Source organism: Pseudomonas sp. GD04015 (genome assembly GCF_029837675.1).
Classification (GTDB): domain Bacteria; phylum Pseudomonadota; class Gammaproteobacteria; order Pseudomonadales; family Pseudomonadaceae; genus Aquipseudomonas; species Aquipseudomonas paralcaligenes.
Window position 1 is genome coordinate 25,681 of the sequence record NZ_JAOEEE010000002.1, and the last position, 21,835, is coordinate 47,515.

Sequence of the window (21,835 nt, forward strand, 5' to 3'; positions counted from 1 at the left end):
GTCGGGGCAATGGCTATCGGCGTGATCGACCTGGCCTTACACTGCCCGACCAGCTCTCCCGAGGAAGCCGCCATGCCCGTTCTGGTCGAAATCGTCAGCCGTCCGTCCGCCCAGGACCACACCGACCTGGGCAAGGTCTACGCCGACGCCCCGGACTGGCTGCTGGCGCCCTACGCCAGCGTCGACGCCCTGCTGGCCGATGGCATCGGCTCGGGCAAGCTGATCGCCGGGCGCTTCAACGACCGCCTGCTCGGCGGCGCCCTGCTGGAGCGTGGCGCGGCGCACTGGAGCCTGTCGCACCTGTGCGTGCGCAAGGTCACCCGCAAGCGCGGCGTGGCCCGGCGCATCCTCGACGAGGCCAGGCGCCTGGCCGCCGAGGCCGGCAAGCCGCTGCACCTGGCGGCGCCGAAGGACCATCTGGAAAGCCAGGCCCTGGCCGCGCGCACCGGTCTTCCGCTGGACCCGCTGTAGCAGAAAGCCCGACGCCGGAGTAATGCTGTTCGCTTGGGTTGGCATTCCGATTGGCCACGAAGCCTTGTTTTCAGTCCTGTTCGCGGACGAGTCCGCTCCCACGGGCTGAACTCACCCACAACCGACCATGCCACCGGGGAACCGCCTGCCGCCCCGGCCATCCAACGCCGAGCCGAGCACGGCTCGACACGGTGCCCGCCGCATCACCCGGCAGCGGTATACTCCCGCCCCATATAAAAGAACCCATACAAGGACTTGGTCCATGAAAGCCTTCGGCAAAATCCTGGGTCTGGCGTTTCTCGGGCTGCTGCTGGTCGTCGTCGGCCTCGGCTTCGCCCTGACCCACCTGTTCGACCCCAACGACTACAAGGACGAGATCCGCCAGTTGGCCCGCGACAAGGCCAACCTGGAACTGACCCTCAACGGCGACATCGGCTGGAGCCTGTTCCCCTGGCTTGGCCTGGAACTGACCGACGCCACCCTGGCCAGCGCCGAGACGCCGGACAAGCCCTTCGCCGACCTGCGCCTGCTCGGCCTCTCCGTGCGCGTGTTGCCGCTGCTCTATCGCGAAGTGCAGATGAGCGACATCCGCGTCGACGGCCTCAACCTGACCCTGCAGCGCGACGACAAGGGCCGCAGCAACTGGGAAGGCATCGGCCGGCCGGCATCGGCCACCGGTGAGGAGAGCACCGCCCAGACCCCCGCCGAGCCGCGCGAGCCGACCGCGCAAACCACCGACGAGAGCGGCAGGCCGGTCAAGCTGGATATCGACAGCCTGACCATCAGCAACTCCCGCGTGGACTTCCACGACGCCCAGAGCGGCCAGCAGTTCAGCGCCGAGGGCATCGAACTGTCCACCGGCGCCATCCGCGAGGGCACCGACATCCCGGTCAAGCTGCTCGCCTTCCTCGGCACCAACCAGCCGGTGCTGCGCGCCAAGACCGAACTGCAGGGCCTGCTGCGCTTCGACCGCGGGCTCAAGCGCTACCAGCTGCAGGACCTCAAGCTGGCCGGCGAGGCCTCGGGCGAGCCGCTCAACGGCAAGACCCTGACCTTCTCCAGCCAGGGCCAGCTGCTGCTCGACCAATCCGCCCAGGTGGCCGAGTGGACCGGCATCAAGCTCTCCGCCAACCAGCTGCGCGCCCTCGGCGAACTCAAGCTGCGCGACCTGGACAAGACCGCCCAGCTGGAGGGCAACCTGTCGCTGGCCCAGTTCAACCTGCGCGAATTCCTCGACGGCCTGGGCATCGCCCTGCCGCCCATGCGCGACAACGGCACGCTGAGCCGCGTAGAGCTGTCCGCCCGCCTGGCCGGCACGCCGAACAGCCTGGCCTTCAACGACCTCTCACTGAAGCTGGACGACAGCACCCTGGGCGGCAGCCTGGCGGTCAGCGACTTCGCCAAGCGCGCCCTGCGCGTGCAGCTGAAGGGCGACCGCCTCGACCTCGACCGCTACCTGCCGCCCGAGGCCAAGGACGCCAGCGCCGGCGCGGCGCGCAAGAACGAAGTCAAGGAAGCCACGGCCGCCGCTGGCGCCAGCGGCACCACGCCGCTGCCCAACGCCCCGACCCAGCAGGCCTGGAGTGAGGCACCGCTGCTGCCGCTGGACACCCTGCGCAAGCTCGACGTCCAGGCCGACCTGGGCCTCGGCCAGCTGACCCTGAGCAAGCTGCCGATCGAGGACGCGCGCATCTCCCTCACCGCCAAGGGCGGCCTGATCGACCTCAAGGAAATGCGCGGCGACCTGCACGGCGGCGAGTTCGCCGTGCGTTCGCAGCTCGATGCGCGCCCGGCCGTCCCGGTGCTGACCGCAAACAAGCAGCTCAAGCGCGTTCCGCTGGAGAAGCTGATCGAGGCCCGCGGCGAGAAGGCGCCGGTGCGCGGCCAGCTCGACCTGAACTCCGACCTGCGCACCCAGGGCAACAGCGAGAAGGCCTGGATCGACGCCCTCAACGGCACCGCCAGCTTCAGCCTGAGCAACGGCGTGCTGATCGACGCCAACCTGGAGCAGCAACTCTGCCAGGGCATCGCCACCCTCAACCGCAAGTCGCTGTCCGGCGAGCCGCGCGGCAAGGACACGCCCTTCGAGGAACTGCACGGCAACCTCAACTTTCACAACGGCGTGGCCAGCAACCCGGACCTCAAGGCGCGCATTCCCGGCCTGACGGTCAATGGCGACGGCGCCCTCGACCTGCGCGTGCTGGGCATGGACTACCGCGTCGGCATCGTCATCGAGGGCGACAAGCGCGCCATGCCGGACCCGGCCTGCCAGGTCAACGAACGCTACGTCGGCCTGGAGTGGCCGCTGCGCTGCCGCGGCCCGCTGGAACTGGGCGCCAAGGCCTGCCGCCTGGACAAGGACGGCCTCGGCAAGGTCGCCGCCAGGCTGGCCGGCGACAAGCTCAGCGAGAAACTGGAAGAGAAGCTCGGCGACAAGGTCACCCCGGAACTCAAGGACGCACTGAAGGGCCTGTTCAAGCGATGACCCCCGAGCAGTTCAACGGCGCCGTGCTGGCCTGGTACGACCTGCACGGGCGCAAGGACCTGCCCTGGCAACAGGGCATCACCCCATACCGGGTGTGGGTCTCCGAAATCATGCTGCAGCAGACCCAGGTCAGCACCGTGCTCGGCTACTTCGACCGCTTCATGGACGCACTGCCCAGCGTCCAGGCGTTGGCCGAGGCGCCCGAGGACGAGGTACTGCACCTGTGGACGGGGCTCGGCTACTACACCCGCGCGCGCAACCTGCACAAGGCGGCGAAGACCGTGGTGGAACAGCATGGCGGCGAATTCCCGCGCTCGGTCGAGCAACTCGCCGAACTGCCCGGCATCGGCCGCTCCACCGCCGGCGCCATCGCCAGCCTGAGCATGGACATCCGCGCGCCGATCCTCGACGGCAACGTCAAGCGCGTGCTGGCCCGCTACAAGGCCCAGCACGGCTACCCGGGCGAGCCGAAGGTGGCCGACCAGCTCTGGCAGCTGGCCGAGCAGCTGACCCCGCACCAGCGGGTCAACCACTACACCCAGGCGATGATGGACCTGGGCGCCACCCTGTGCACCCGCAGCAAACCGAGCTGCCTGCTGTGCCCGGTACGCGACGGCTGCCGCGCCCACCTGCTCGGCCGCGAGACCGACTTCCCCGAACCCAAGCCGCGCAAGGCGCTGCCGCAGAAGCGCACGCTGATGCCGCTGCTGGCCAACCACGAAGGCGCCATCCTGCTCTATCGCCGCCCTTCCAGCGGCCTGTGGGGCGGTTTGTGGAGCCTGCCGGAACTGGACGATCTCGGCGCCCTCGCCCCGCTGGCCAGCAAGCATGCCCTGCGACTCGGCGAGCCTCGCGAACTGTCCGGCCTGACCCATACCTTCAGCCACTTCCAGCTGGCCATCGAGCCCTGGCTGGTCCGGGTGGAACAGGCCAGCCCCGTCATGGCCGAGGGCGACTGGCTCTGGTATAACCTCGCCAGCCCGCCGCGCCTGGGCCTGGCCGCCCCGGTGAAGAAGCTCCTCAAACGAGCCGCGGACGCACTGAATGCAGGAGAACAGCCATGAGCCGCACCATCCACTGCCGCAAGTACAACGAAGACCTGCCCGGCCTCGATCGCCCGCCCTACCCCGGCGCCAAGGGCGAGGACATCTACAACAACGTGTCGAAGAAGGCCTGGGACGAGTGGCAGGCGCACCAGACCATGCTGATCAACGAGCGCCGGCTGAACATGATGAACGCCGAGGACCGCAAGTTCCTCCAGGCCGAGATGGACAAGTTCCTCTCCGGCGAGGACTACGCCAAGGCCGACGGCTACGTGCCGCCGAGCGCATAACCTCCGTGTGATCTTCGTGGGAGCGGCCTTGGCCGCGAAGCAACTAAAGGAAACGCTTCGCGGCAACCGGAGCTCCACCCAGTGGCTCCCACGCCGCAACGCTAACCGCCCGTTTGCACTGAAATTTTTTATCGGCCTCGCTTGACACTGCAAAGCCAAATCCGTTTAATGGCGCCCCGTTGCCCAGGTAGCTCAGTCGGTAGAGCAGGGGATTGAAAATCCCCGTGTCGGCGGTTCGATTCCGTCCCTGGGCACCACCTTTCGTTTTCAGGTGGTGCCAACACCACCCGAAAGCCCACAAGAAGCCCGCCCCGTGCGGGCTTTTTGTTGTCTACGCTTCCCAGGTGTTCCCTTGTAAGCCCGAAGTTTTAGGGGCATCGTTGGGGGCATGGCCGGTTCGGTCGTGTTTCATGCCCCCAAAACGGTGCCCCCATGCCCCGCAAAGCCCCACCCCTGACGGACAGCGCCATCAAGGTGGCCAAACCCAAGGACAAGCCCTACAAGCTCGCTGACGGCCAGGGCCTGTACCTGGAAGTGATGCCCAGCGGCTCCAAGCTGTGGCGCCTCAAGTACCGCCACTCCGACAAGGAGAAGCGCCTGGCCCTGGGCGCATACCCGACAGTCCCCCTGCAGAAGGCCCGCCAGCGCCGCGAGGAAGCGCGCCAGCAACTGGCTGAGGGGATCGACCCGGGCGAGCAGAAGAAGGCCGCCAGGCAGGCGCAGAAGGCCGAAGGGCTGACCTTCGAGGCGCTGGCGCGGGAGTGGTACACCTACAACGCCCCGCGCTGGGCCGAGAGCACCGCCTACAAGGCCAAGCTGTACCTGGAGAACGACCTGATCCCCGGCATCGGCTCCCGGCCGGTCGCCGGCATCACCCGGCCCGACCTGGTGGAGCTGGTGCGCAAGGTCGAGGCACGCGGCACCCTGAACGCCGCCGGCAAGATCCGCCAGTGGCTGCACCAGATATTCCGCTACGGCCTGGCCAGGGGCGTGGTGGAAACTAACCCGGCCACCGATCTGGACGTGGTGGCAGCACCAGCCAAGGCCACGCGCCACCATCCGCACGTCCCCTTCGCCGAGCTGCCCGACCTCCTGGAGAAGCTTGAAGCCACCCGCCTGCACACCCAGACCCGCTGGGCCATCCGCCTGCTGATCCTCACGGCCGTCCGCCCTGGCGAGCTGCGCGCTGCCCCATGGGCCGAGTTCGATCTGGACGCCGCGACCTGGACCATCCCCAAGGAACGCATGAAGGCCCGCCGGCCGCACTTGGTCCCCCTGCCCCGCCAAGCCGTCGCCATCCTGCGCGAGCTCCAGGACGTGACGGGGCGCTATGCCCTGCTGTTCCCTGGCCAGCAAAACCCGGAAAGGCCCATGAGCGAGAACACCATCAACAAGGCCCTGCGCCTGATGGGCTACGAGGGGCGCCAGACCGGCCACGGCTTCCGGCACCTGCTGAGCACCGAGCTCAACAGCCGCGGCTACAACCGGGATTGGATCGAACGGCAACTGGCCCACGGCGACGCCGACGAGATCCGCGACACTTACAACCACGCCACCTACCTCGAGCAGCGCCGCGAAATGATGCAGGCCTGGGCTGATTCGGTGGATGCACTGTGCGCCGGTGCCAATGTGGTGAGCATCAAGCGGAAGGCGTAACGGTTACTCGGCCAGCCTAGCTCGACGGGGCGAAGAGCAGATTTCCCACCTGCCTGGCTGGCCGATCTATTCGAGCAGTGGGAGCACCTGGGAGGGCATGACGGATGGATGCGAGAAGGGCGGCTGAGCTGGCTGAAAAGTCGGAGCTGAGCTTCGATGACTGGCTGGAAATCACCGGAGTCAATATCGGCAAGATCGGCAAGCTTGGTATGTACTCGGTGAAATCTGACGGCATCCGTTTTCATCCCAACAAAAATAAGGGCAAATCCGGCTGGAGTAAGAAGCAGGTCAAAGATGCTATACGCCTTGCCCCATCCGAGGGGTATGAGGCGGAGCAGCAGCTTAAACAGGAGAATGCCAGCCAGCTGAAGATTCCCTGCTCACCGAGAGAGCTTGTCGAATTTGCCTTGGAGCGCGATGTCTCGGGCGATCTCCGCGGATTGCTGCCGGGGCCGTTTATCGCCGCTGTCTACAGGGCTGAAGATCAACGGGAACGCCGCTCTAACGCCCAGGAAGAAGCCAAACCATCACATCTCTTGCTGATAGCGGCCTTACTGGAGCTGCTCAAAGCCCCAAGGCAAACCGGGCAAAACCAAGAAGGCATCAAGTCCCAACTGCTGGAGCGATTCAACTGGCCAGGCCTTAAAAAGCGCACCTTGGAAAAAATATTCGCAGCGGCAAACAAGGCAGCAGAAGAAGCCCGAAAAACCGCAGAATAATGACCCCCTGCGCCGCAATTGCGGTTTTCTTTACCGCAATTGCGATTACTAGCCCCTACCACCTCGCCAACCTGTGCCCATGTTCCCAACGCCACCCAAGGAGGCGATAACATGGCCGCACCATCCCGAGCAGCCCCAGCAGGGCAGCCCTGCCGCTTTATCAAGCTGCGTGAAGTCAAAGCCCTGACCACCCTCTCCACATCCGAGCTGTATCGACGCATTGCTGCCGGCACCTTCCCCCGCCAAGTCATGCTTGGGCCGAAGTCCGCTGTCTGGATCGAGGCCGAGGTGACGGCCTGGTGTGAGGCCCGCATCGCGGAAAGCCGCGAGGAGGCCGCCGCATGAGCCTGGCTATCCTCCACCACGACCGCGCCACCATCGCGATCGATGCCGAAGGGCTGATCAACGCCTCGCTGCTGGCCAAACACTTCGGCCGGCGCCCTGACGAGTTCTTGATGCTCAACGAGAGCCACCTGCGCCTTGCCCAGATAGCCGAGAGCAACGGCAACCCCCTGGCCGCTCAGTGGCAAGACAATCAGCTCCGCATCCACCGCAAGCCTGACTACCTCCGGGCCCTGGATGCGGCCAGGATTATCCGTAGCGTCGCCGGTACACCTGGCCGCCAAGTTTCTGCAGCGCTTGGCGTTGCCGGGAACGGGGTCCGAGACTACGCACCGGGCCTATGGGTTCATGCCGGCTTGGCCATAGACCTAGCTCGCTGGCTCGAATGTCGCGGTGAAGCCTGGAAACCAAGCCCGTTGGCCGAATTCATCGCCCAGGCCTTGGAGCAGCACGGAATCGGTACGCCCGCCCCTTCTGATAACAGCACGCCACAAAGCGCTGCCGCTTGCTTCGCAGACACTGTGAGCGCCACAACCCTGCGGGGCCTGAACCAGCTCGACCAAGTCCTAATCGATGGTGGAGCTCCCTTCAGCGAGCGCCACCAGACACTTCAAGCCTGGCTGGAACAACAGGCACAACAGGAAGCGCAGCAATGAGCCAGCTTGCGCTCTCCTCGCCTCGGCGCTATGGTTTGCCCGTCACGGTCAATCCCGTGGCCGGGTTTGGCGACCCGAACACCACACGGCGCACAAGCGCCCACCACCCGATTGCAGGCGCTTTTTTTGTGCCTGCAGCATCGTGTTATGGCGGCTGTGCGTGGGAGACCTTCGGGTCTGCCGGGTTCCGTGTGTCCCGGTTCGCCAACCCGCGCACAGCTGCCACCCATAATCGTTTGGCGACGGTTCGTGGCAGCTCCAATAACACACACGGAGCAGCACCCATGACCACCCGCAATCCGTCCGCAATTCGCCACCGCGCCCGCGCTCACCGCGCCATGGCCCTGGCAGCACTCCACGCCAACACCTCCCGCCGTCACCGCCAGGCCCGGTACGACAACCATACCCACCATGCCGCGCGCCTGGAGCATGAAGCCCGTCAGTACCTGGTCGAAGTGCTGGACGCCTCCGGCGCCGTACTGGCTCTTCACGGCCCCTACCCCGCAAGCACACCGATCCACGATCTGGAGCAGCGTCCCGAACTGACCGGGCGCAAGGTGCGTGTGCAGGAGGTGCGCCATGCGTAACCAACTGACTGCCAGCCCGACTGCTTACCTTGCGCACCCAGCAAGGCACTACAACGCTCACATGCGGCGCGTACGCGCCCTCGAAACCATGATCGTTGGAGGTGTGAAATGAATGCCCAAGCCAAACCAGTAAATCTTAAGAGCAGTATCTCTCTCAGCATCCAGAAGTCGCCGCGGCCACTGGTGAAGAGAAAAAGTAAAAAGCAATTGAAACCAGAAAAAAAGATCGCAAGTCGTTTTGATCTCAGCTTCACAGCCCTTATCCATCGAGAAGACTATCCGGAGCACCCGACCCTGAATAACTGGCTTCCTATAAGAGTTCCTGGGCAAATAAATCAATGGAGCATTGGGTATGGCCTCGGGGAGAAAATGGCTAATGAGTTGATTGAACTTCATGGTGAAAATGAAGAGGAATCTTTCCACGCAATTCAGTTCGCCTTTAATTCGCCTACTTGGAAGGTTTGCGGTCATGGAGAGGAAAGTGGATTTTCTGCTGGGATTGCAGCGCTTGCGATAGTAGGAATGCGCTACCTCCAGCGCGGCGCATCTCCATACGAGAAAGATAAACCTGCCAAGCGCCGGCCCAGCACAGCCAAGGAGCTAATTGCCAAGAGCCTCAGGGATGCCAAGAAGCAGACAGGTGCGCTGTTCGATCTTTATGTGTCTCGGGCAGAGGGAGAAGTTTCCGCTCTCTTTAACGTCGGCCTTATTGACGAGGAAACTTACACGGCAGCTTATAACGAACTGAACAAGTTACATGATAGCCACCGAAAAGCCCCAATAGCAGTCATGCCGAGGGCTAAGCATGAACATTGAAAAAAGCTGCATTACCTCCGAGGACTTCGACGCATTGACCTCTGAACCACGCCGAACAGCTCTGGCCGCGAAACCCAAGGAGTAATCCATGACGAACTTCCCTCCCCGCCATTTGGCGGGGACGGGTTCGGCTTGCCTGGAAAAAGCCGAACTCGTCTTTCGTGACGAACTTCAGTCCGTATTCGGCCGGCTCGACTGGCTGCCGGTGGCCGATGGCTCGATCCATCGCTTCCACGTCCCTGGCGACCGTACCGGTACGGAGAACGGCTGGTATGTGCTGTTCGCCGACGGTATCGCCTCCGGCTGCTTCGGCAGCTGGAAGGCCGGCACCTCGCACACCTGGAGCAGCCGTGAGCCAGCCAACCCGGTGGAGGCCGAGCAGATGCGCCAGCGAATCGAGCAGGCCCGGCGCCAGCGGGAAGCCGAGCAGCACCAGCGCCAGCAGCAGGCCGCACGGTATGCCGCCTGGCGCTGGGAGAACGCCCGCCGGGCCGACCCCGACCACCCCTACCTGGTGGCCAAGCTGATCCGCCCTTACGGCCTGCGCCAGCACGACGACGAACTGCTGGTGCCGCTGTACAGCGCCGGCCTGCTGGTGAACCTGCAGCGCATCGCCCTGGACGGCACCAAGCGCTTTCTGTCGGGCGGCCAGGTGAAGGGCTGCTATTCCCCACTGGGCAGCCTCGGCAACGGCCCGCTGTACATCTGCGAGGGCTGGGCTACCGGCGCCACGCTGCACCAGCACAGCGGCTGCGCCGTGGCCTGCGCGATGAACGCCGGCAACCTCAAGCCGGTGGCGCTGGCCCTGCGCGCCAGCTACCCGGCCGCCGAGATCGTGATCGCCGGCGACGATGACCGCCAGACCGAGGGCAATCCCGGCCGAACCGCAGCCACGGCCGCAGCCCTGGCCGTCAGTGGCCTGGTCACGTTCCCCGACTGGCCCGCCGATGCCCCGCCGGAGCTGACCGACTTCAACGACCTGGCCAACTGGAGGGCGGCGCATGAGTAACGTACTGCCTCTGAAAGCCGAAAGCCCGATCCAGGAAGCGGTGCGCAATCTCTCTACCGATGCCGGGGCGCTTTACGCACCGGCCATCCTCGAGCAGTTGCGCACCATGCGCGGGAAAGACCCGGCAGCCTTCGCCCGCCTTCGCGTGGAGGTGAAGGAAACCAAGATGCTCAGCATGACCGAGTTCGACCGGCTGACCTCGCCAGGCGAGGCGGAAGGCGAAGCGGCCAATGCGGGGATCTTCGCCGAGGTCGAGCCCTGGCCCGATCCAGTGGAAGGCGCCGACCTGCTGGATGACCTCACCCACGCCCTGGCCCGCCACGTGGTCGCCGACAAGGAGACCCTGCGCGCTGCAGCACTGTGGGCTGCCTTTACCTGGTTCGTCGACGTGGTGCAGGTGGCGCCCATCGCCAACATCACCGCGCCGGAGAAGCGCTGCGGCAAGTCCATCCTGCTCACTGCCCTGGGCAAGCTGGCGAACCGGCCGCTGCAGGTGTCCAACATCGCACCGGCAGCGCTGTTCCGCTCGATCGAGCTGTGGTCACCCACGCTGCTAATCGACGAGGTGGACGCCTTCCTGGCCGCCCACGACGATGCCAGGGGCATCCTCAATGCCGGTTTCACCCGGGACAGCGCCATCGTTATCCGCTGCGTGGGAGACGATCACATGCCCACGCCCTTCAACGTGTGGGGCGCCAAGGCATTGTGTGGCATCGGCAAGATCGCCGACACCCTGGCCGACCGCAGCGTGCCCCTGCGCCTGCGCCGGCGTACTCCGGGCGAGAGCGTGGAGAGCCTGCGCCACTCCGATCCGGTGCTGTGGGAGCGGCTGAGGTCGCGCCTGGCGCGTTTCGCGCTCGATAGCGCCGAGGCCATCGGCAAGGCCAGGCCCTCCCCCATCGCCGGCCTGAACGATCGCGCCAACGATGCCTGGGAGCCGCTGCTGGCCATCGCCGATCTGGCAGGCGAGCACTGGCCCAAGTCCGCACGCAATGCCGCCATCACGCTGCACGGCCTGGAGGGTGACGCACCCAGCGTCGGCGCCGAGCTGCTGGCCGATGTGAAGGCGGTGTTCGATGCCAAGAAAGCGACCAAGATTTTCAGCGCCGATCTGCTCGAGGCCTTGATCGCCGACGAGGAAGCGCCCTGGGCAACTTGGAACCGCGGCAAGCCAATGTCACCCCGGCAGCTGTCGGCGAAGCTGGCTGACTTTGGAGCCAAGTCGAAGGACATCCGAATCGGCTCCACCAACAAAAAAGGGTACGACCACTCCGACTTTCGGGATGCCTTCGGTCGATACCTTTCCGTCGACACCCTCTCTCAATCCGCGACAACGCGACAGCCCAGTGATGGCGCGGGGTTCAGCGATATTCCATCCGCGACACGACAGGTCAATGTCGCGGATAAAAAATCCATGCAGCCCAGTAGTGACGAGGGTTGTCGCGCTGTCGCGGATAAAACACCCCCTCAGCCGAAAGGTGCCGGGCAAGTCATGCCGGAATGGGATGAAAACGATACGGAGGCCTTCTGATGGGCGCCGCTATCGACTTCCTTCGGGAGCGCGGCCTGACCGCCAAGGTGAATGGCCAGAGGCTGGTTGTTTCACCTGCCTCAAAGCTCACCCCGGACGTGCGCAAGTACATCAAGGCCCACCGATTAGAGCTGCTTGCCGAGCTGGCAGCAAACGATGGCCAGGAGCGCCGCAGCCACTGGCGAGTCAGCCGCAACAACAAGCCACTCTGCACGATGATCGGTGAGCCGATGACCTACGCCGAAGCCTTGGAGGCGGCTCGCTGGCGCTGGCCTGATGCGGATGTCGAGCGCGGGTGACCACTCACAAACATCAATCCCCCGCCAAGCGGGAGCACCACTACTCTGATGAGCGAGGAATACGCGCATGACCGACCAGAACGACCAGCCGGCCGCACAGGACTATCTCGGACTAGGACCAGAGTTCATCGAGGCATTTGGGAAAAGGCCTCTGACCGCCCGCGAAATTGTGCAATGGCTTTGTCGATGCCATGAGCAGGCCGCGGACCTAAACCAACTGCAGTTGAACGCCGATCATGCCACCGGCGTTATACGGGCTCTGTTTCTCTGCTGGTTGATAAGCGCCGCCGAATCGGAGGTGATGGTCGCCGAACTGAACGCCGTGTATCTCATCAGGTACCGAGAGCTGTCAGGAGCGGCTGTCCACTGAGCCCACTTCTGCGACTACCGGAGCCCGGATAATCAAGTCCGCTTCCTATGGCGCGTTTTCTCCGAGGTATGCACCAATCACCCATTCTTCGGGAGAGCCCGCAGCCGATATGCGCATCCACTCTCCAAGGCTTTCGTAAACCGTTACCTGCTCGCCAAATACCAGGCGACGAACCCGGCGCGCAGACCTTGACGGAAGCTCGAAAACGAAGGCTGCGTCCGTCTGTGCAAAAAGGGTGGATTGCTGGATGGCGGGCGGCGCCACATCCTGCCTGGAGGGCGACGTGGCCGGCTGAGCTGTCGGGGCGACGGTTGCTGGCAGTGAGTAGCTGCGGTAGCTGGTATCGGAGCTGGAAGGGGGCCGATAGGTGCTGGTCGTCCCTATACGACAGGTTTTATTCCACGAAATGCACGAGTTGCCACAGGGTTGGCTGTTTCGGCAGTTCTTGGCAAACGCCTCAGTACTGAAGGCAGAGAGAAGCAGGAGGCTTAGAAGAGTGGTTTTCATGGCCTGCCCTGGCGATATAGAAGGCCAAACGCTACTACGGCGTGGTTCGGCCGGGTAGCTGGGAATGCGTACAGAAGGGCACGTACTGCCCCTACGGCGAATTGGCCCCCTACTGGCTCTACAGGTGAAAGTTCGATTCTTCTCAGCGACTAGGCTCGGCTGTCCACTGAGATAAGGGACATGAAACAAGCCGACAAACGGCATTTCGCGGGCTTGCGAGGCTCCTCCAGTGACATAGCGTCCTCGTCCACAACCCTGTGGAGAGGAACACGCAATGCCCAGCCATCAACTCGGCGACATCGAGCGCATCAGCCAGAAAACCAAGCGCACAAGTTTCGATAACTCCAACACGCTCACCGCGCAGCGCAACCTTGAACCAGTGCCCGGCGGCCCTGCCCGTGCTCAGCGCGTGCAGGCATACAAGGGCGCTGCTACCGGGGCCGATCTCCTTGCTGGGGGATTGCCGAGCCCAGCCGGCAACGGTTGGACTCGCGCCGGCAATGGCGTGGCGATGAGCATCACGGACGGCATCCCAGGATTCACCAACGAGCCTGCAGCAATAGCTGGTGCTCAAGCGATGCCCTCAGGCGGCATGGGCAGCATGGGAAACGGCCGCGGTACCTTCAGCCAGCTGGAGCCGGGCGCGGCGAGGCTAGCCCAGGAAACCTACGAGCGCGCCAACCAGGAGCGCGCACGGATGATCGAGGAAAGCCGGCGTGGTCAGATCGGCGAGGGTGGCGGCCGGCTGACCATCGTGCGGGACAGCACCCGCGCGCCATCCCGCGCTGACATCCAGAACGCTCGCCTGGACGCCATGCAGGCACAGACCAACCTGCAGAACCAGCAGGGCGCGCAGGCAATGCTGGCCGGGCTGGACCTACGGAAGATCTCCGAGCTGCAACGGCAGCGCCTGCAGCAGGAAATCCAGTCAGGCAACCTGGCCATGGAGCGAGAGCAAACCCTTGGCGGCATCCTGGCAGGCCTGCCTGGCTTGCAGGGTGAGGAGCGCGCTCAGGCCGGACGGAACTACCTGATGATTGCCGCCCCCCGGGCGTACATGGAGCAGCAGTCCAGGGCGGGCCTGGACCAGCTCGACCTGGAGAAGCGACAGCTGCAGCGGGACCTGCTGGCGCAGGAGCTAGCCCAGGGCGCCGACGGCAGCATCAAATTGACAGAGCAGCAGAGCAAGGACCTGGGGTACTACACCCGCGGCAATGAGGCCAATGCGCTGCTGGCGCAGCAAGGTGACGCCTTGACCGCACGCGCGACTGGGGAGCGCGGCGGAACCCGTGGCGCCATTGATGCCTTGGTGCGGGGGCTACCACTCATTGGCGATTCGGCGCTGGGTAATAGCCTGGTGTCCACCGAGCGCCAGCAGGCCGAACAGGCCGGCCGTGAAGTGCTGGCTGCGATTCTGCGCAAGGACACTGGCGCCGCCATCACTCAGCAGGAGATGGACATCTACGGCCGCATGTACCTGCCACAGCCGGGTGATAGCGACGCTGTGCTCGACCAGAAGGCCCAAGGGCGTACTAGGTCTCTGGGGGCCATCCTGAGCGGCCTAGGTACAGCGGAGCGCAAGGCCGCTCCGCTAAAAGATGGGCGGCGCCAAGCAGATCCCGCCGCGCGAGCGGGCCAACCTGTCCGCGTGACTTCGCCGGAGGAGGTAGCAGCGCTGCCTTCCGGCACTGTCTTCATGGGCCCTGATGGCGTAGCGCGGAGGAAACCGTAATGGCTGAGAACTCCAACAACTGGCTGGACGAGTTCCCAGCCGTCGAGCAGCAGAGTGAAGCTGGTTCCTGGCTTGGCGACTACCCTGCTGTCGAGCAGAAGCCCGCCGATCAAACGTCATCGATCGGCACTGGCCGTTCACTGCTGCGCGGTATCAACGATGGCCTGACCTTCGGTTTCGCCGACGAGATCAGCAGCGCATTATCGGCAAGCCTCAATCCCCTGATTGGCAGCGGCAACGACGCCGACACCTGGCGCGATCGGTACGACCTCAACGTTGAGGGCGAGCGCGCATTGGATCGCCAGGCCCGGGAACATCACCCGGTAGCCAGTGCTGCCGGTGGGGTAACGGGCGGCCTCCTGCCCATGGCACTCACCGGCGGTTCGTCATCCCTGATTTCCACTAGCCGGAGCGCTGCTTCTGGTCCGCTCTCCCGTGCAGCCTCTCAGGGGGCCGCCCCAAGCCTGGCTCAGGCGGCTGGAGAAAGCGCCGCGTTGGGTGCTGGCTACGGCGGGCTGTATGGCCTGGGCTCAGCGGAAGGAGACTTGCTGGAACGGTTGCCGGACGCCGCCGAAGGGGCAGCAATGGGCGCTGCCGTAGGCGGCGCTGTGCCGCTGGTTCTCGGCTCCACGCGCGCCGCTGTAGGGGCAGCGCGCTCGCCCGATCGCAGGGCCATGTCGCAAGTTGAGCGTGCGGTCGAGCGTGACGGAATGACCATGGAGCAATTCCGCCACCAGGCGGATGACCTGCAGCGACGCTACCCGGATACCGCCATGCCGGCCGATGCCGGTGGCGAGAATGTCCGCGGCCTGCTCGAGCGTGTTGCGCAAACGCCTGGAGCTGGCCGGTCGCAGGTGGTACCAGCGTTGACCGAGCGCCAGCAGGGGCAGCCCCAGCGGGTTATCGACACCCTGCAGGAGCTGACCAAGAGCGAGCAGGACAGCTTCAGTCGGATGGCAGACGATCTGGGCCAGGCAACCGGTAGTTCTCGAACCGCTCGCCAGGCGGTTGAAGAGGCCATGACCCAGCGCTCCAGGGATGCTCGGCCGTTGTACGAAAAGGCCTACCAGGAACCGGTGCCCTGGTCGCATGAGCTGGAGGATCTGTTCAAACGCCCGGCCATGCAGGAGGCCTATCGGGCTGCGGCGCGCCGCGCTGGTAACGAGGGCCGAGACTTCCATGGCAGGTTCATCGACCTGAAGGATGACGGCACCTTCACCGTGCAGAGCGTGCCGAGCACCGGTGACCTAGACTTCATCAAGAAGACGCTCGACTCCAAGATCAGCATCCTGGATCGCGCCGGCGACCGCGATGAGGCACGTGTCATCAAGGGCATCCGCAGCAAGCTGGTGGACATGATGGACGCCGCCAGCCCGACCTATCGCCAGGCGCGTGCCGCCTGGGCCGGGCCCAGCCAGTTCGTCGAGGCTGTGGAGAACGGCCGTACCATCCTCTCCCGCAACATCAGCGCCGAGGAGCTGATGGCCAACCTGAAGCGGATGACTCCATCGGAGCTGGAGGGCTATCGGATCGGTGCGGTGTCCGCCATCGTCAACAAGATCGGCAACGACCCGGCGAAGCTGGCCGACGTGACCAAGCACCTGCGTAGCCGGGAGATGCGCGCCAAGGTCGAAGCCATGCTGCCTGACGATGCCGCCCGGCAGCGCTGGCACGACATGCTGGAATTCGAGGTCGGCACATCGGCGATGGCCGGCCGCAGCCTGGGCAACAGCGCCACGGCACGTCGGGCCGCCGAAATGGCGGACGCCGATAGCCTGGGCGGTGACCTGGTGCTCGGCGCCCTGACGGGTACCCACGTCGGCGGGTTGTTTTCGCAACTGATCGGCAAGGCCGGCCGCGGCATGCGCGACAGTCTGCGCGCGAAGTCCGACCAGGCCGTGGCCGATGCGTTGATCCAGCCAGGCGGGCTGAGCTCGGTACGCCAGCGCGCGCTGCAGGCCGGCCAGCCGACGCCACCCTCCATGCTTCTGTCCGGTGCTGCTGGCGCCGGCACTGTGCAAGCCAACACCGACCGCACGGCCCGCCCGACGATCCAGTCCCTGCTGCCCTCCATGCGCGAACAGCTGGCCGCTGGCTTCGAACCGGATATCGACACCATGGCCCGGGAGACCGGCGCACCGCGGGCGACGGTCAAGGTGGCGCTGGCCAGAGCACGACGGGAGCAACAGGCCATGTCCACGACGTTCAAGAGCGTGCCTGGTGCCAACAAGGCTCTGCGTGACCTGGCTGGCTCGGGGAATTTTATCGTAGCCAAGACGGGCGATCGCGAGTGGCGCATTCAGATGAAATCGGAGTAGGGAGGGAAACGACATGGGCCACGATCTCGAAAACACCTTCTGCCACAAGGATCTGCCGCTGACCCTGCAGGTGACCAAAACGGCCCAGGAGTGGGCTGAAGAGTTCGGCCTGAAGTGGGAAACGGTGCGCAAGCGCCGGTACCGCGGCTGGTCCTGGACGCAGGCTCTTGATCCGAATCTGCGCCGCACTACCTTCAACGATCGAGGGCTGCACTGATGGACGCAACGGTGGCAATGGAAGAGGCAACAGCTATGTCGACACATGAGGTCCAGCAAGCCATGGCGCTGGTGCGCGAGACGATGGACCAGTTGGCTGCTGAGCTGAGTGCCGAGGCGAATGAATTGGACGGGCCTGAGCTGCTAGCTCAGCAGGCGCTGGCGCTACCACGGCGTGCGGCGGCCTTGCGCGATCTGTCGATTGCATTGCGAGAGCTGATCAACCTGGAGAGGCGCCAGTTCGGCCTGGACGATGGGGCGCAGTTGCTCCGGGCCTACGTGGCCATGGCTGCGAATGCCGGTTCGCTCTCTGCTGCCAAGGAGGGTGAGGGTTGAAGGCCGATAAGCAGGCTCTCGACTGGGAAGCGATCGAACGCGACTACCGCGCGGGTCTGCTTTCCGTTCGAGAGATCGCCGTGCGCCACGGCTGCACCCACACGGCGATCAACAGGCGCGCCAAGGTGGGAGGCTGGGAGCGCGACCTGAAACCGAAGATCCAGGCGAAGGCTGAAGCCCTGGTTTCCAGGCGGGAGGTTTCCAGCCAGGTTTCCAGGGTTTCCACTGGTTCGCCGGTGGAAACCGAGCGGCAGATCATCGAAGCAAACGCCGAGGCCATCGTCAGCGTGCGGATGGCACATCGTGGCGATATCCGGCGCTCGCGCAGCCTGACCAACAAGCTGCTGCAGGAGCTGGAACAACTGACGGATCACCGCGACCTGGCCGAGTCTCTGGGCGAGATGATGCACACCCCGGATGGCTTCGGGAATGACCGGCTGAACGACCTCTACCAGAAGATCATCGCGCTGCCGAACCGGATCAAAAACATGCGGGAGCTGGCCGAAACGCTGAAGGTGCTGATCGCCCTCGAGCGCCAGGCATACAACCTCGACGAGCAGGAGCACGAGGAGCCCTACGAGGAGCGGCTGCGGCGGTTGCTGGGAGAGTAGCAAGGCCCTTGGAAGCCAGGAGTTACGCGACTGACCCCCTGTAGGGTTGGATACCTCGCACTTTGATTGTGAACACTCTCCGTAGGCGTCGGACAGGCCGGCGCCACAGCGGAGAGTTACCTATGAAAGTCCGAATCCTGCCCCACCCAAATCTCTTGCCCCTCATGGAGCCAGACTACTCGATGAGCGAGGTACAAGAGACTATCCAAATCGACATGATTCATAGCCGAAAAGGGGGATGTCCTGCTGGATCCATGGTCGGGCCGCCGCTGGATTACGAAGTGCTTGAGTACCGGCTCACAGGAATGGATGGCGATATTCCTGAGTACTCGTTCGCCAGGTTCGTTTGAGCCCTTCCGTAGGATGGTGGTCGGCAATTTGCTCAGAGGAGGCTCCGCTGGACGGGGCCTTCTCAGTGCCGAGAAACGTATGAGACGGCATACCAGAGGAGAGCTTCACGCCACGTAGTTGACGGGCACTATAGCAGCAGCTACGATCTTCTCTAAAAGGAGAACATCATAGCCAGGAAGGTATGTGATGGGGGTACGGGGACCACATGAAGGTGACTAGATGAGACTTACACCCTTTGGCGAAGCGGTACGACTGCTTCGGATGAAGTTCGATTTGTCTCTTAAGGCAATGGCCGAAGCTATGGGTATCAGTTCCGCACATTTGAGCGGCATCGAGTACGGTGAAAAACGCCTCTCGGACAAGCACATAGATGCAGCAATCAGCTTTTTCACGCAGCACGCTAGCCCAGAACAGCTGCACCAAATCAGGCTGGCTGCGGAGCGCTCGAAGGATGTCGTGAATACAGCTGAGCTGAGCTCTGATGCACGCGGCCTAGTTGCTGCCTTTGCGCGCAGGCTCCAAGAAGGGGCAGCACCAACGGAAGAAATTAGAAAGTGGCTTGAATCCCACCCACCAAAGGAACCTCGCGATTGACGACACTTTACACGAACGGAGCCATCCGTAGCCCGCAAGGGCTCAAGGTTCGTCCTCATAGCTACGCCTCCATAGAGGAGGTTGCTGAAGGTATACGTGCGGCACTACCACTCCAATCGGGCGAGCGTTACAGCTTGGACTGCGTTCGGATCTTGGAACAGACACTTCCGAATCTTGGCTTCATGTACAAGATTGCTGAGGTAGAAGACTTGGACGAGTGCGCAGCTTTCACCATCCCAGAAAAGGGCCTGGTGGTGGTGCGGGGGGATATCTACGACCTGCTCCATCAAGGAAACGTTTTTGGGCGCAGCACAGTGGTACATGAGATGGGGCACATAGTGCTTGAGCACGCGGTAACGCTCCATCGAGGAGTTGTACTCGGTCAACATCGCTTCTGCGAAGACTCTGAATGGCAGGCAAAAGCAATCACAGCCGCGTTAATGATGCCCCTTCCAGCCTGTATTGAAGCTGGGACAGCCGAAAGCCTTGCGGAGCTGTGTGGAACCAGCGTGACCAGTGCCACATTTAGGCTGGACAACCTCAGGAAGTACGGCCCCCTGAAAGGGCAAAGGAGATTGTTCTGGTAAACGCAAAAGGAACAGGAAATAAAAAAGCTCAATAGTGCGCTAACACTAATGAGCTCTTGGTGAGGTGAACGAGGGTCTACCGAACCACCCGATACCTGCACAGATGTCTTGGGGAAGACGTTGGGCAGTGTAGTTCTAGCGACTGTGTCGGGCAAGCCAAAACCCTTCCACCTGTCGCAAGGAGGGCCCAACTATGGCTCGCTCCAGCATCAAGACAGTGTTCGTGCATGCATACCTGCGGTTCCGTTTCGGCCGCTGGGAAAGCGTTTGCCAACACTGGCGTTCTCACCCGGGTCAGATGACCCTGTTCTAAGGTCGAAGGGGGCGGTCTTTTGGGGCCGCCCCCAACGACTTTTATGAATAGCCCACACCTTGCTCACCCCCATGGTCCGACATACCATGCGCCACCCTTTCCCGAGGGGTACTTTTCGTTTTGGGGGCATATTTGGGGGCATCGACGAAATCGCCTGAAGCTAAAAGTCAGCATTATCAAGGCTTGTAGCGCTCAGTTCGATTCCGTCCCTGCTAATACCGAGAACCCCGAGCGAAGCGATTCCTCGGGGTTTTTTGCTATTCACGGCGCAGGAAGCGTGCCGTCCCGGACGAGTGAGGCCCCCATGGAATTCATCCAGCTTGTCATCGACTTCATCCTGCACATCGACCGCCATCTGGCGGAGCTGACCGCCGCCTACGGGCCGTGGATCTACGGCATCCTGTTCCTGATCATCTTCTGCGAGACCGGCCTGGTGGTGACGCCCTTCCTGCCGGGCGACTCGCTGCTGTTCGTCGCCGGCGCCATCGCCACCCAGGACGCGATGAACGTGCACCTGATGGTCGTGCTGCTGATCATCGCCGCGATCCTCGGCGACGCGGTCAACTACAGCATCGGCCGCTTCTTCGGCGCCAAACTGTTCGCCAACCCGGATTCGAAGATCTTCCGCCGCCGCTACTTGGAGCTGACCGAGGCCTTCTATGCGAAGCACGGCGGCAAGACCATCATCCTCGCCCGCTTCGTGCCCATCGTCCGCACCTTCGCGCCCTTCGTGGCCGGCATGGGCCACATGCCCTACCGCCGCTTCGCCGCCTACAACGTGATCGGCGCCATCGTCTGGGTGACGCTGTTCAGCTACGCCGGCTACTTCTTCGGCAACCTGCCGGTGGTGCAGAGCAACCTGCACTACCTGATCGTGGCGATCATCTTCGTGTCGATCCTGCCGGGCGTGATCGAGATCATCCGCCATCGCCGCGCCGCGGCCCGGGCCGGCTAGCCGACAGAAGCCCAATCCGCGCATCGGGCTTTTTTGTCCCCCCCCAATCCCTGGTGCCGCCGCAAGCGGCGCCTCACATTGCTCCCGGCATTTTTTGTTTGGGCGCGACACGCAACTGTCATGATGCGACAACACGCCGCGGCCGTGGCGAACGTGGCCGGAACCCGGCTTGGCGCTCCGCTGGGGCTATGCTAGGTTCAGCCGCACGCTAGGAAGGCGGCCAGCAGCCGGAGCGCATCCGAATAACAAGAGGAACACCCATGGCCGAGGCAACGCCCGCGCTGGAAATCCGCAACCTGCACAAACGCTACGGCGACCTTGAAGTGCTCAAGGGCATCTCGCTGACCGCTCGCGACGGCGACGTGATCTCCATCCTCGGCTCCTCCGGTTCCGGCAAGTCGACCTTCCTGCGCTGCATCAACCTGCTGGAGAACCCGCACGAAGGACAGATCTTCGTCGCCGGCGAACAGCTCAAGCTGAAGTCGGCGAAGAACGGCGACCTGATCGCCGCCGACAACCGCCAGATCAACCGCCTGCGCAGCGAGATCGGCTTCGTCTTCCAGAATTTCAACCTGTGGCCGCACATGACCATCCTCGACAACATCATCGAGGCTCCCCGTCGCGTGCTCGGCCAGAGCAAGGCCGAAGCCACCGAGGTGGCCGAGGCGCTGCTGGCCAAGGTCGGCATCGCCGACAAGCGCCACGCCTACCCCAACCAGCTTTCCGGCGGCCAGCAGCAGCGCGCCGCCATCGCCCGCACCCTGGCCATGCAGCCCAAGGTGATCCTGTTCGACGAGCCGACTTCGGCACTCGATCCGGAAATGGTACAGGAAGTGCTTAACGTGATCCGTGCGCTCGCCGAGGAAGGCCGCACCATGTTGCTGGTCACCCACGAGATGAATTTCGCGCGCCAGGTGTCCAGCGAGGTGGTATTCCTGCACCAGGGTCTGGTGGAGGAGCAGGGGCCGCCCGAGCAGGTCTTCACCAACCCGCAATCGGCACGCTGCAAACAATTCATGTCCAGCAATCACTAACGGAGCA

The 21,835-nt window shown here is 63.7% G+C and carries 23 protein-coding genes and 1 tRNA gene; all 24 read left to right on the forward strand.

What is annotated here, in order from left to right; genetic code table 11:
• Positions 1–72 precede the first annotated feature (72 nt).
• Positions 73–471: an acetyl-CoA sensor PanZ family protein gene (locus tag N7640_RS01715; RefSeq protein ID WP_279901692.1), complete on the forward strand. Its 399-nt coding sequence runs from the start codon at positions 73–75 to the stop codon at positions 469–471.
• 262 nt (positions 472–733) lie between these two features.
• A complete protein-coding gene (locus tag N7640_RS01720; RefSeq protein ID WP_279901691.1) occupies positions 734–2,956 on the forward strand; it encodes an AsmA family protein in 2,223 nt (740 codons plus the stop codon).
• The gene (gene mutY / locus N7640_RS01725; protein WP_220812354.1) at positions 2,953–4,020 is read left to right on the forward strand and encodes an A/G-specific adenine glycosylase; all 1,068 of its coding nucleotides are present in this window, start codon (positions 2,953–2,955) and stop codon (positions 4,018–4,020) included. The genes N7640_RS01720 and mutY overlap by 4 nt, the downstream gene beginning before the upstream one ends.
• Positions 4,017–4,289, forward strand: a complete 273-nt coding sequence (locus tag N7640_RS01730) for an oxidative damage protection protein (protein ID WP_220812355.1) — start codon at positions 4,017–4,019, stop codon at positions 4,287–4,289. The genes mutY and N7640_RS01730 overlap by 4 nt, the downstream gene beginning before the upstream one ends.
• Before the next feature lie 181 nt (positions 4,290–4,470).
• Positions 4,471–4,546: transfer RNA gene (locus N7640_RS01735), tRNA-Phe, on the forward strand.
• A 175-nt stretch (positions 4,547–4,721) separates the two neighbouring features.
• Positions 4,722–5,945 carry an integrase arm-type DNA-binding domain-containing protein gene (locus tag N7640_RS01740; RefSeq protein ID WP_279901689.1) on the forward strand — a complete coding sequence of 408 codons (1,224 nt, stop codon included), beginning with the start codon at positions 4,722–4,724 and terminating at the stop codon, positions 5,943–5,945.
• Positions 5,946–6,049: 104 nt separating this feature from the next.
• Positions 6,050–6,664, forward strand: a complete 615-nt coding sequence (locus N7640_RS01745; protein ID WP_279901688.1) for a hypothetical protein — start codon at positions 6,050–6,052, stop codon at positions 6,662–6,664.
• A gap of 111 nt (positions 6,665–6,775) precedes the next feature.
• Complete coding sequence (locus tag N7640_RS01750; RefSeq protein ID WP_279901687.1) at positions 6,776–7,009, forward strand: AlpA family phage regulatory protein; 234 nt, start codon at positions 6,776–6,778, stop codon at positions 7,007–7,009.
• Positions 7,006–7,662 (forward strand): hypothetical protein, encoded by a 657-nt coding sequence (locus N7640_RS01755; protein WP_279901686.1) that lies wholly within the window; start codon positions 7,006–7,008, stop codon positions 7,660–7,662. The genes N7640_RS01750 and N7640_RS01755 overlap by 4 nt, the downstream gene beginning before the upstream one ends.
• A gap of 284 nt (positions 7,663–7,946) precedes the next feature.
• A complete protein-coding gene (locus N7640_RS01760; protein WP_279901980.1) occupies positions 7,947–8,249 on the forward strand; it encodes a hypothetical protein in 303 nt (100 codons plus the stop codon).
• Positions 8,250–8,357: 108 nt separating this feature from the next.
• On the forward strand, positions 8,358–9,065 hold the full coding sequence (locus N7640_RS01765) for a hypothetical protein (RefSeq protein WP_279901685.1): 708 nt from the start codon (positions 8,358–8,360) through the stop codon (positions 9,063–9,065).
• Between the two features lie 88 nt (positions 9,066–9,153).
• Positions 9,154–10,074, forward strand: coding sequence for a toprim domain-containing protein (locus N7640_RS01770; protein WP_279901684.1), 921 nt, complete (start codon positions 9,154–9,156; stop codon positions 10,072–10,074).
• The gene (locus tag N7640_RS01775) at positions 10,067–11,605 is read left to right on the forward strand and encodes a DUF3631 domain-containing protein (protein ID WP_279901683.1); all 1,539 of its coding nucleotides are present in this window, start codon (positions 10,067–10,069) and stop codon (positions 11,603–11,605) included. The genes N7640_RS01770 and N7640_RS01775 overlap by 8 nt, the downstream gene beginning before the upstream one ends.
• A complete protein-coding gene (locus tag N7640_RS01780; RefSeq protein ID WP_279901682.1) occupies positions 11,605–11,904 on the forward strand; it encodes a hypothetical protein in 300 nt (99 codons plus the stop codon). Before N7640_RS01775 ends, N7640_RS01780 begins: the two co-directional genes overlap by 1 nt.
• 67 nt (positions 11,905–11,971) lie before the next feature.
• Positions 11,972–12,274 (forward strand): hypothetical protein, encoded by a 303-nt coding sequence (locus N7640_RS01785; RefSeq protein WP_279901681.1) that lies wholly within the window; start codon positions 11,972–11,974, stop codon positions 12,272–12,274.
• A gap of 781 nt (positions 12,275–13,055) precedes the next feature.
• On the forward strand, positions 13,056–14,513 hold the full coding sequence (locus N7640_RS01790; protein WP_279901680.1) for a hypothetical protein: 1,458 nt from the start codon (positions 13,056–13,058) through the stop codon (positions 14,511–14,513).
• Positions 14,513–16,831 (forward strand): hypothetical protein, encoded by a 2,319-nt coding sequence (locus N7640_RS01795; protein WP_279901679.1) that lies wholly within the window; start codon positions 14,513–14,515, stop codon positions 16,829–16,831. Before N7640_RS01790 ends, N7640_RS01795 begins: the two co-directional genes overlap by 1 nt.
• Positions 16,832–16,844: 13 nt before the next feature.
• Positions 16,845–17,048, forward strand: coding sequence for a hypothetical protein (locus N7640_RS01800; RefSeq protein ID WP_279901678.1), 204 nt, complete (start codon positions 16,845–16,847; stop codon positions 17,046–17,048).
• Positions 17,048–17,383 carry a hypothetical protein gene (locus tag N7640_RS01805; RefSeq protein WP_279901677.1) on the forward strand — a complete coding sequence of 112 codons (336 nt, stop codon included), beginning with the start codon at positions 17,048–17,050 and terminating at the stop codon, positions 17,381–17,383. Before N7640_RS01800 ends, N7640_RS01805 begins: the two co-directional genes overlap by 1 nt.
• Entirely contained in the window at positions 17,380–17,994 is a 615-nt protein-coding gene (locus N7640_RS01810; protein ID WP_279901676.1) for a hypothetical protein, read from the forward strand. Before N7640_RS01805 ends, N7640_RS01810 begins: the two co-directional genes overlap by 4 nt.
• A 570-nt stretch (positions 17,995–18,564) precedes the next feature.
• The gene (locus tag N7640_RS01815; protein ID WP_279901675.1) at positions 18,565–18,939 is read left to right on the forward strand and encodes a helix-turn-helix transcriptional regulator; all 375 of its coding nucleotides are present in this window, start codon (positions 18,565–18,567) and stop codon (positions 18,937–18,939) included.
• Positions 18,936–19,526 (forward strand): hypothetical protein, encoded by a 591-nt coding sequence (locus N7640_RS01820; protein WP_279901674.1) that lies wholly within the window; start codon positions 18,936–18,938, stop codon positions 19,524–19,526. Before N7640_RS01815 ends, N7640_RS01820 begins: the two co-directional genes overlap by 4 nt.
• A 617-nt stretch (positions 19,527–20,143) precedes the next feature.
• On the forward strand, positions 20,144–20,794 hold the full coding sequence (locus N7640_RS01825) for a DedA family protein (RefSeq protein ID WP_279901673.1): 651 nt from the start codon (positions 20,144–20,146) through the stop codon (positions 20,792–20,794).
• Between the two features lie 260 nt (positions 20,795–21,054).
• The gene (locus N7640_RS01830; RefSeq protein WP_220812357.1) at positions 21,055–21,828 is read left to right on the forward strand and encodes an ABC transporter ATP-binding protein; all 774 of its coding nucleotides are present in this window, start codon (positions 21,055–21,057) and stop codon (positions 21,826–21,828) included.
• Positions 21,829–21,835 lie beyond the last annotated feature (7 nt).

Coding starts and splice junctions, on each gene's coding strand:
- N7640_RS01715 (WP_279901692.1), top strand. CDS start 73: ATGCCCGTTCTGGTCGAAATCGTCAGCCGTCCGTCCGCCCAGGACCAC.
- N7640_RS01720 (WP_279901691.1), top strand. CDS start 734: ATGAAAGCCTTCGGCAAAATCCTGGGTCTGGCGTTTCTCGGGCTGCTG.
- mutY (WP_220812354.1), top strand. CDS start 2,953: ATGACCCCCGAGCAGTTCAACGGCGCCGTGCTGGCCTGGTACGACCTG.
- N7640_RS01730 (WP_220812355.1), top strand. CDS start 4,017: ATGAGCCGCACCATCCACTGCCGCAAGTACAACGAAGACCTGCCCGGC.
- N7640_RS01740 (WP_279901689.1), top strand. CDS start 4,722: ATGCCCCGCAAAGCCCCACCCCTGACGGACAGCGCCATCAAGGTGGCC.
- N7640_RS01745 (WP_279901688.1), top strand. CDS start 6,050: ATGGATGCGAGAAGGGCGGCTGAGCTGGCTGAAAAGTCGGAGCTGAGC.
- N7640_RS01750 (WP_279901687.1), top strand. CDS start 6,776: ATGGCCGCACCATCCCGAGCAGCCCCAGCAGGGCAGCCCTGCCGCTTT.
- N7640_RS01755 (WP_279901686.1), top strand. CDS start 7,006: ATGAGCCTGGCTATCCTCCACCACGACCGCGCCACCATCGCGATCGAT.
- N7640_RS01760 (WP_279901980.1), top strand. CDS start 7,947: ATGACCACCCGCAATCCGTCCGCAATTCGCCACCGCGCCCGCGCTCAC.
- N7640_RS01765 (WP_279901685.1), top strand. CDS start 8,358: ATGAATGCCCAAGCCAAACCAGTAAATCTTAAGAGCAGTATCTCTCTC.
- N7640_RS01770 (WP_279901684.1), top strand. CDS start 9,154: ATGACGAACTTCCCTCCCCGCCATTTGGCGGGGACGGGTTCGGCTTGC.
- N7640_RS01775 (WP_279901683.1), top strand. CDS start 10,067: ATGAGTAACGTACTGCCTCTGAAAGCCGAAAGCCCGATCCAGGAAGCG.
- N7640_RS01780 (WP_279901682.1), top strand. CDS start 11,605: ATGGGCGCCGCTATCGACTTCCTTCGGGAGCGCGGCCTGACCGCCAAG.
- N7640_RS01785 (WP_279901681.1), top strand. CDS start 11,972: ATGACCGACCAGAACGACCAGCCGGCCGCACAGGACTATCTCGGACTA.
- N7640_RS01790 (WP_279901680.1), top strand. CDS start 13,056: ATGCCCAGCCATCAACTCGGCGACATCGAGCGCATCAGCCAGAAAACC.
- N7640_RS01795 (WP_279901679.1), top strand. CDS start 14,513: ATGGCTGAGAACTCCAACAACTGGCTGGACGAGTTCCCAGCCGTCGAG.
- N7640_RS01800 (WP_279901678.1), top strand. CDS start 16,845: ATGGGCCACGATCTCGAAAACACCTTCTGCCACAAGGATCTGCCGCTG.
- N7640_RS01805 (WP_279901677.1), top strand. CDS start 17,048: ATGGACGCAACGGTGGCAATGGAAGAGGCAACAGCTATGTCGACACAT.
- N7640_RS01815 (WP_279901675.1), top strand. CDS start 18,565: ATGAGACTTACACCCTTTGGCGAAGCGGTACGACTGCTTCGGATGAAG.
- N7640_RS01825 (WP_279901673.1), top strand. CDS start 20,144: ATGGAATTCATCCAGCTTGTCATCGACTTCATCCTGCACATCGACCGC.
- N7640_RS01830 (WP_220812357.1), top strand. CDS start 21,055: ATGGCCGAGGCAACGCCCGCGCTGGAAATCCGCAACCTGCACAAACGC.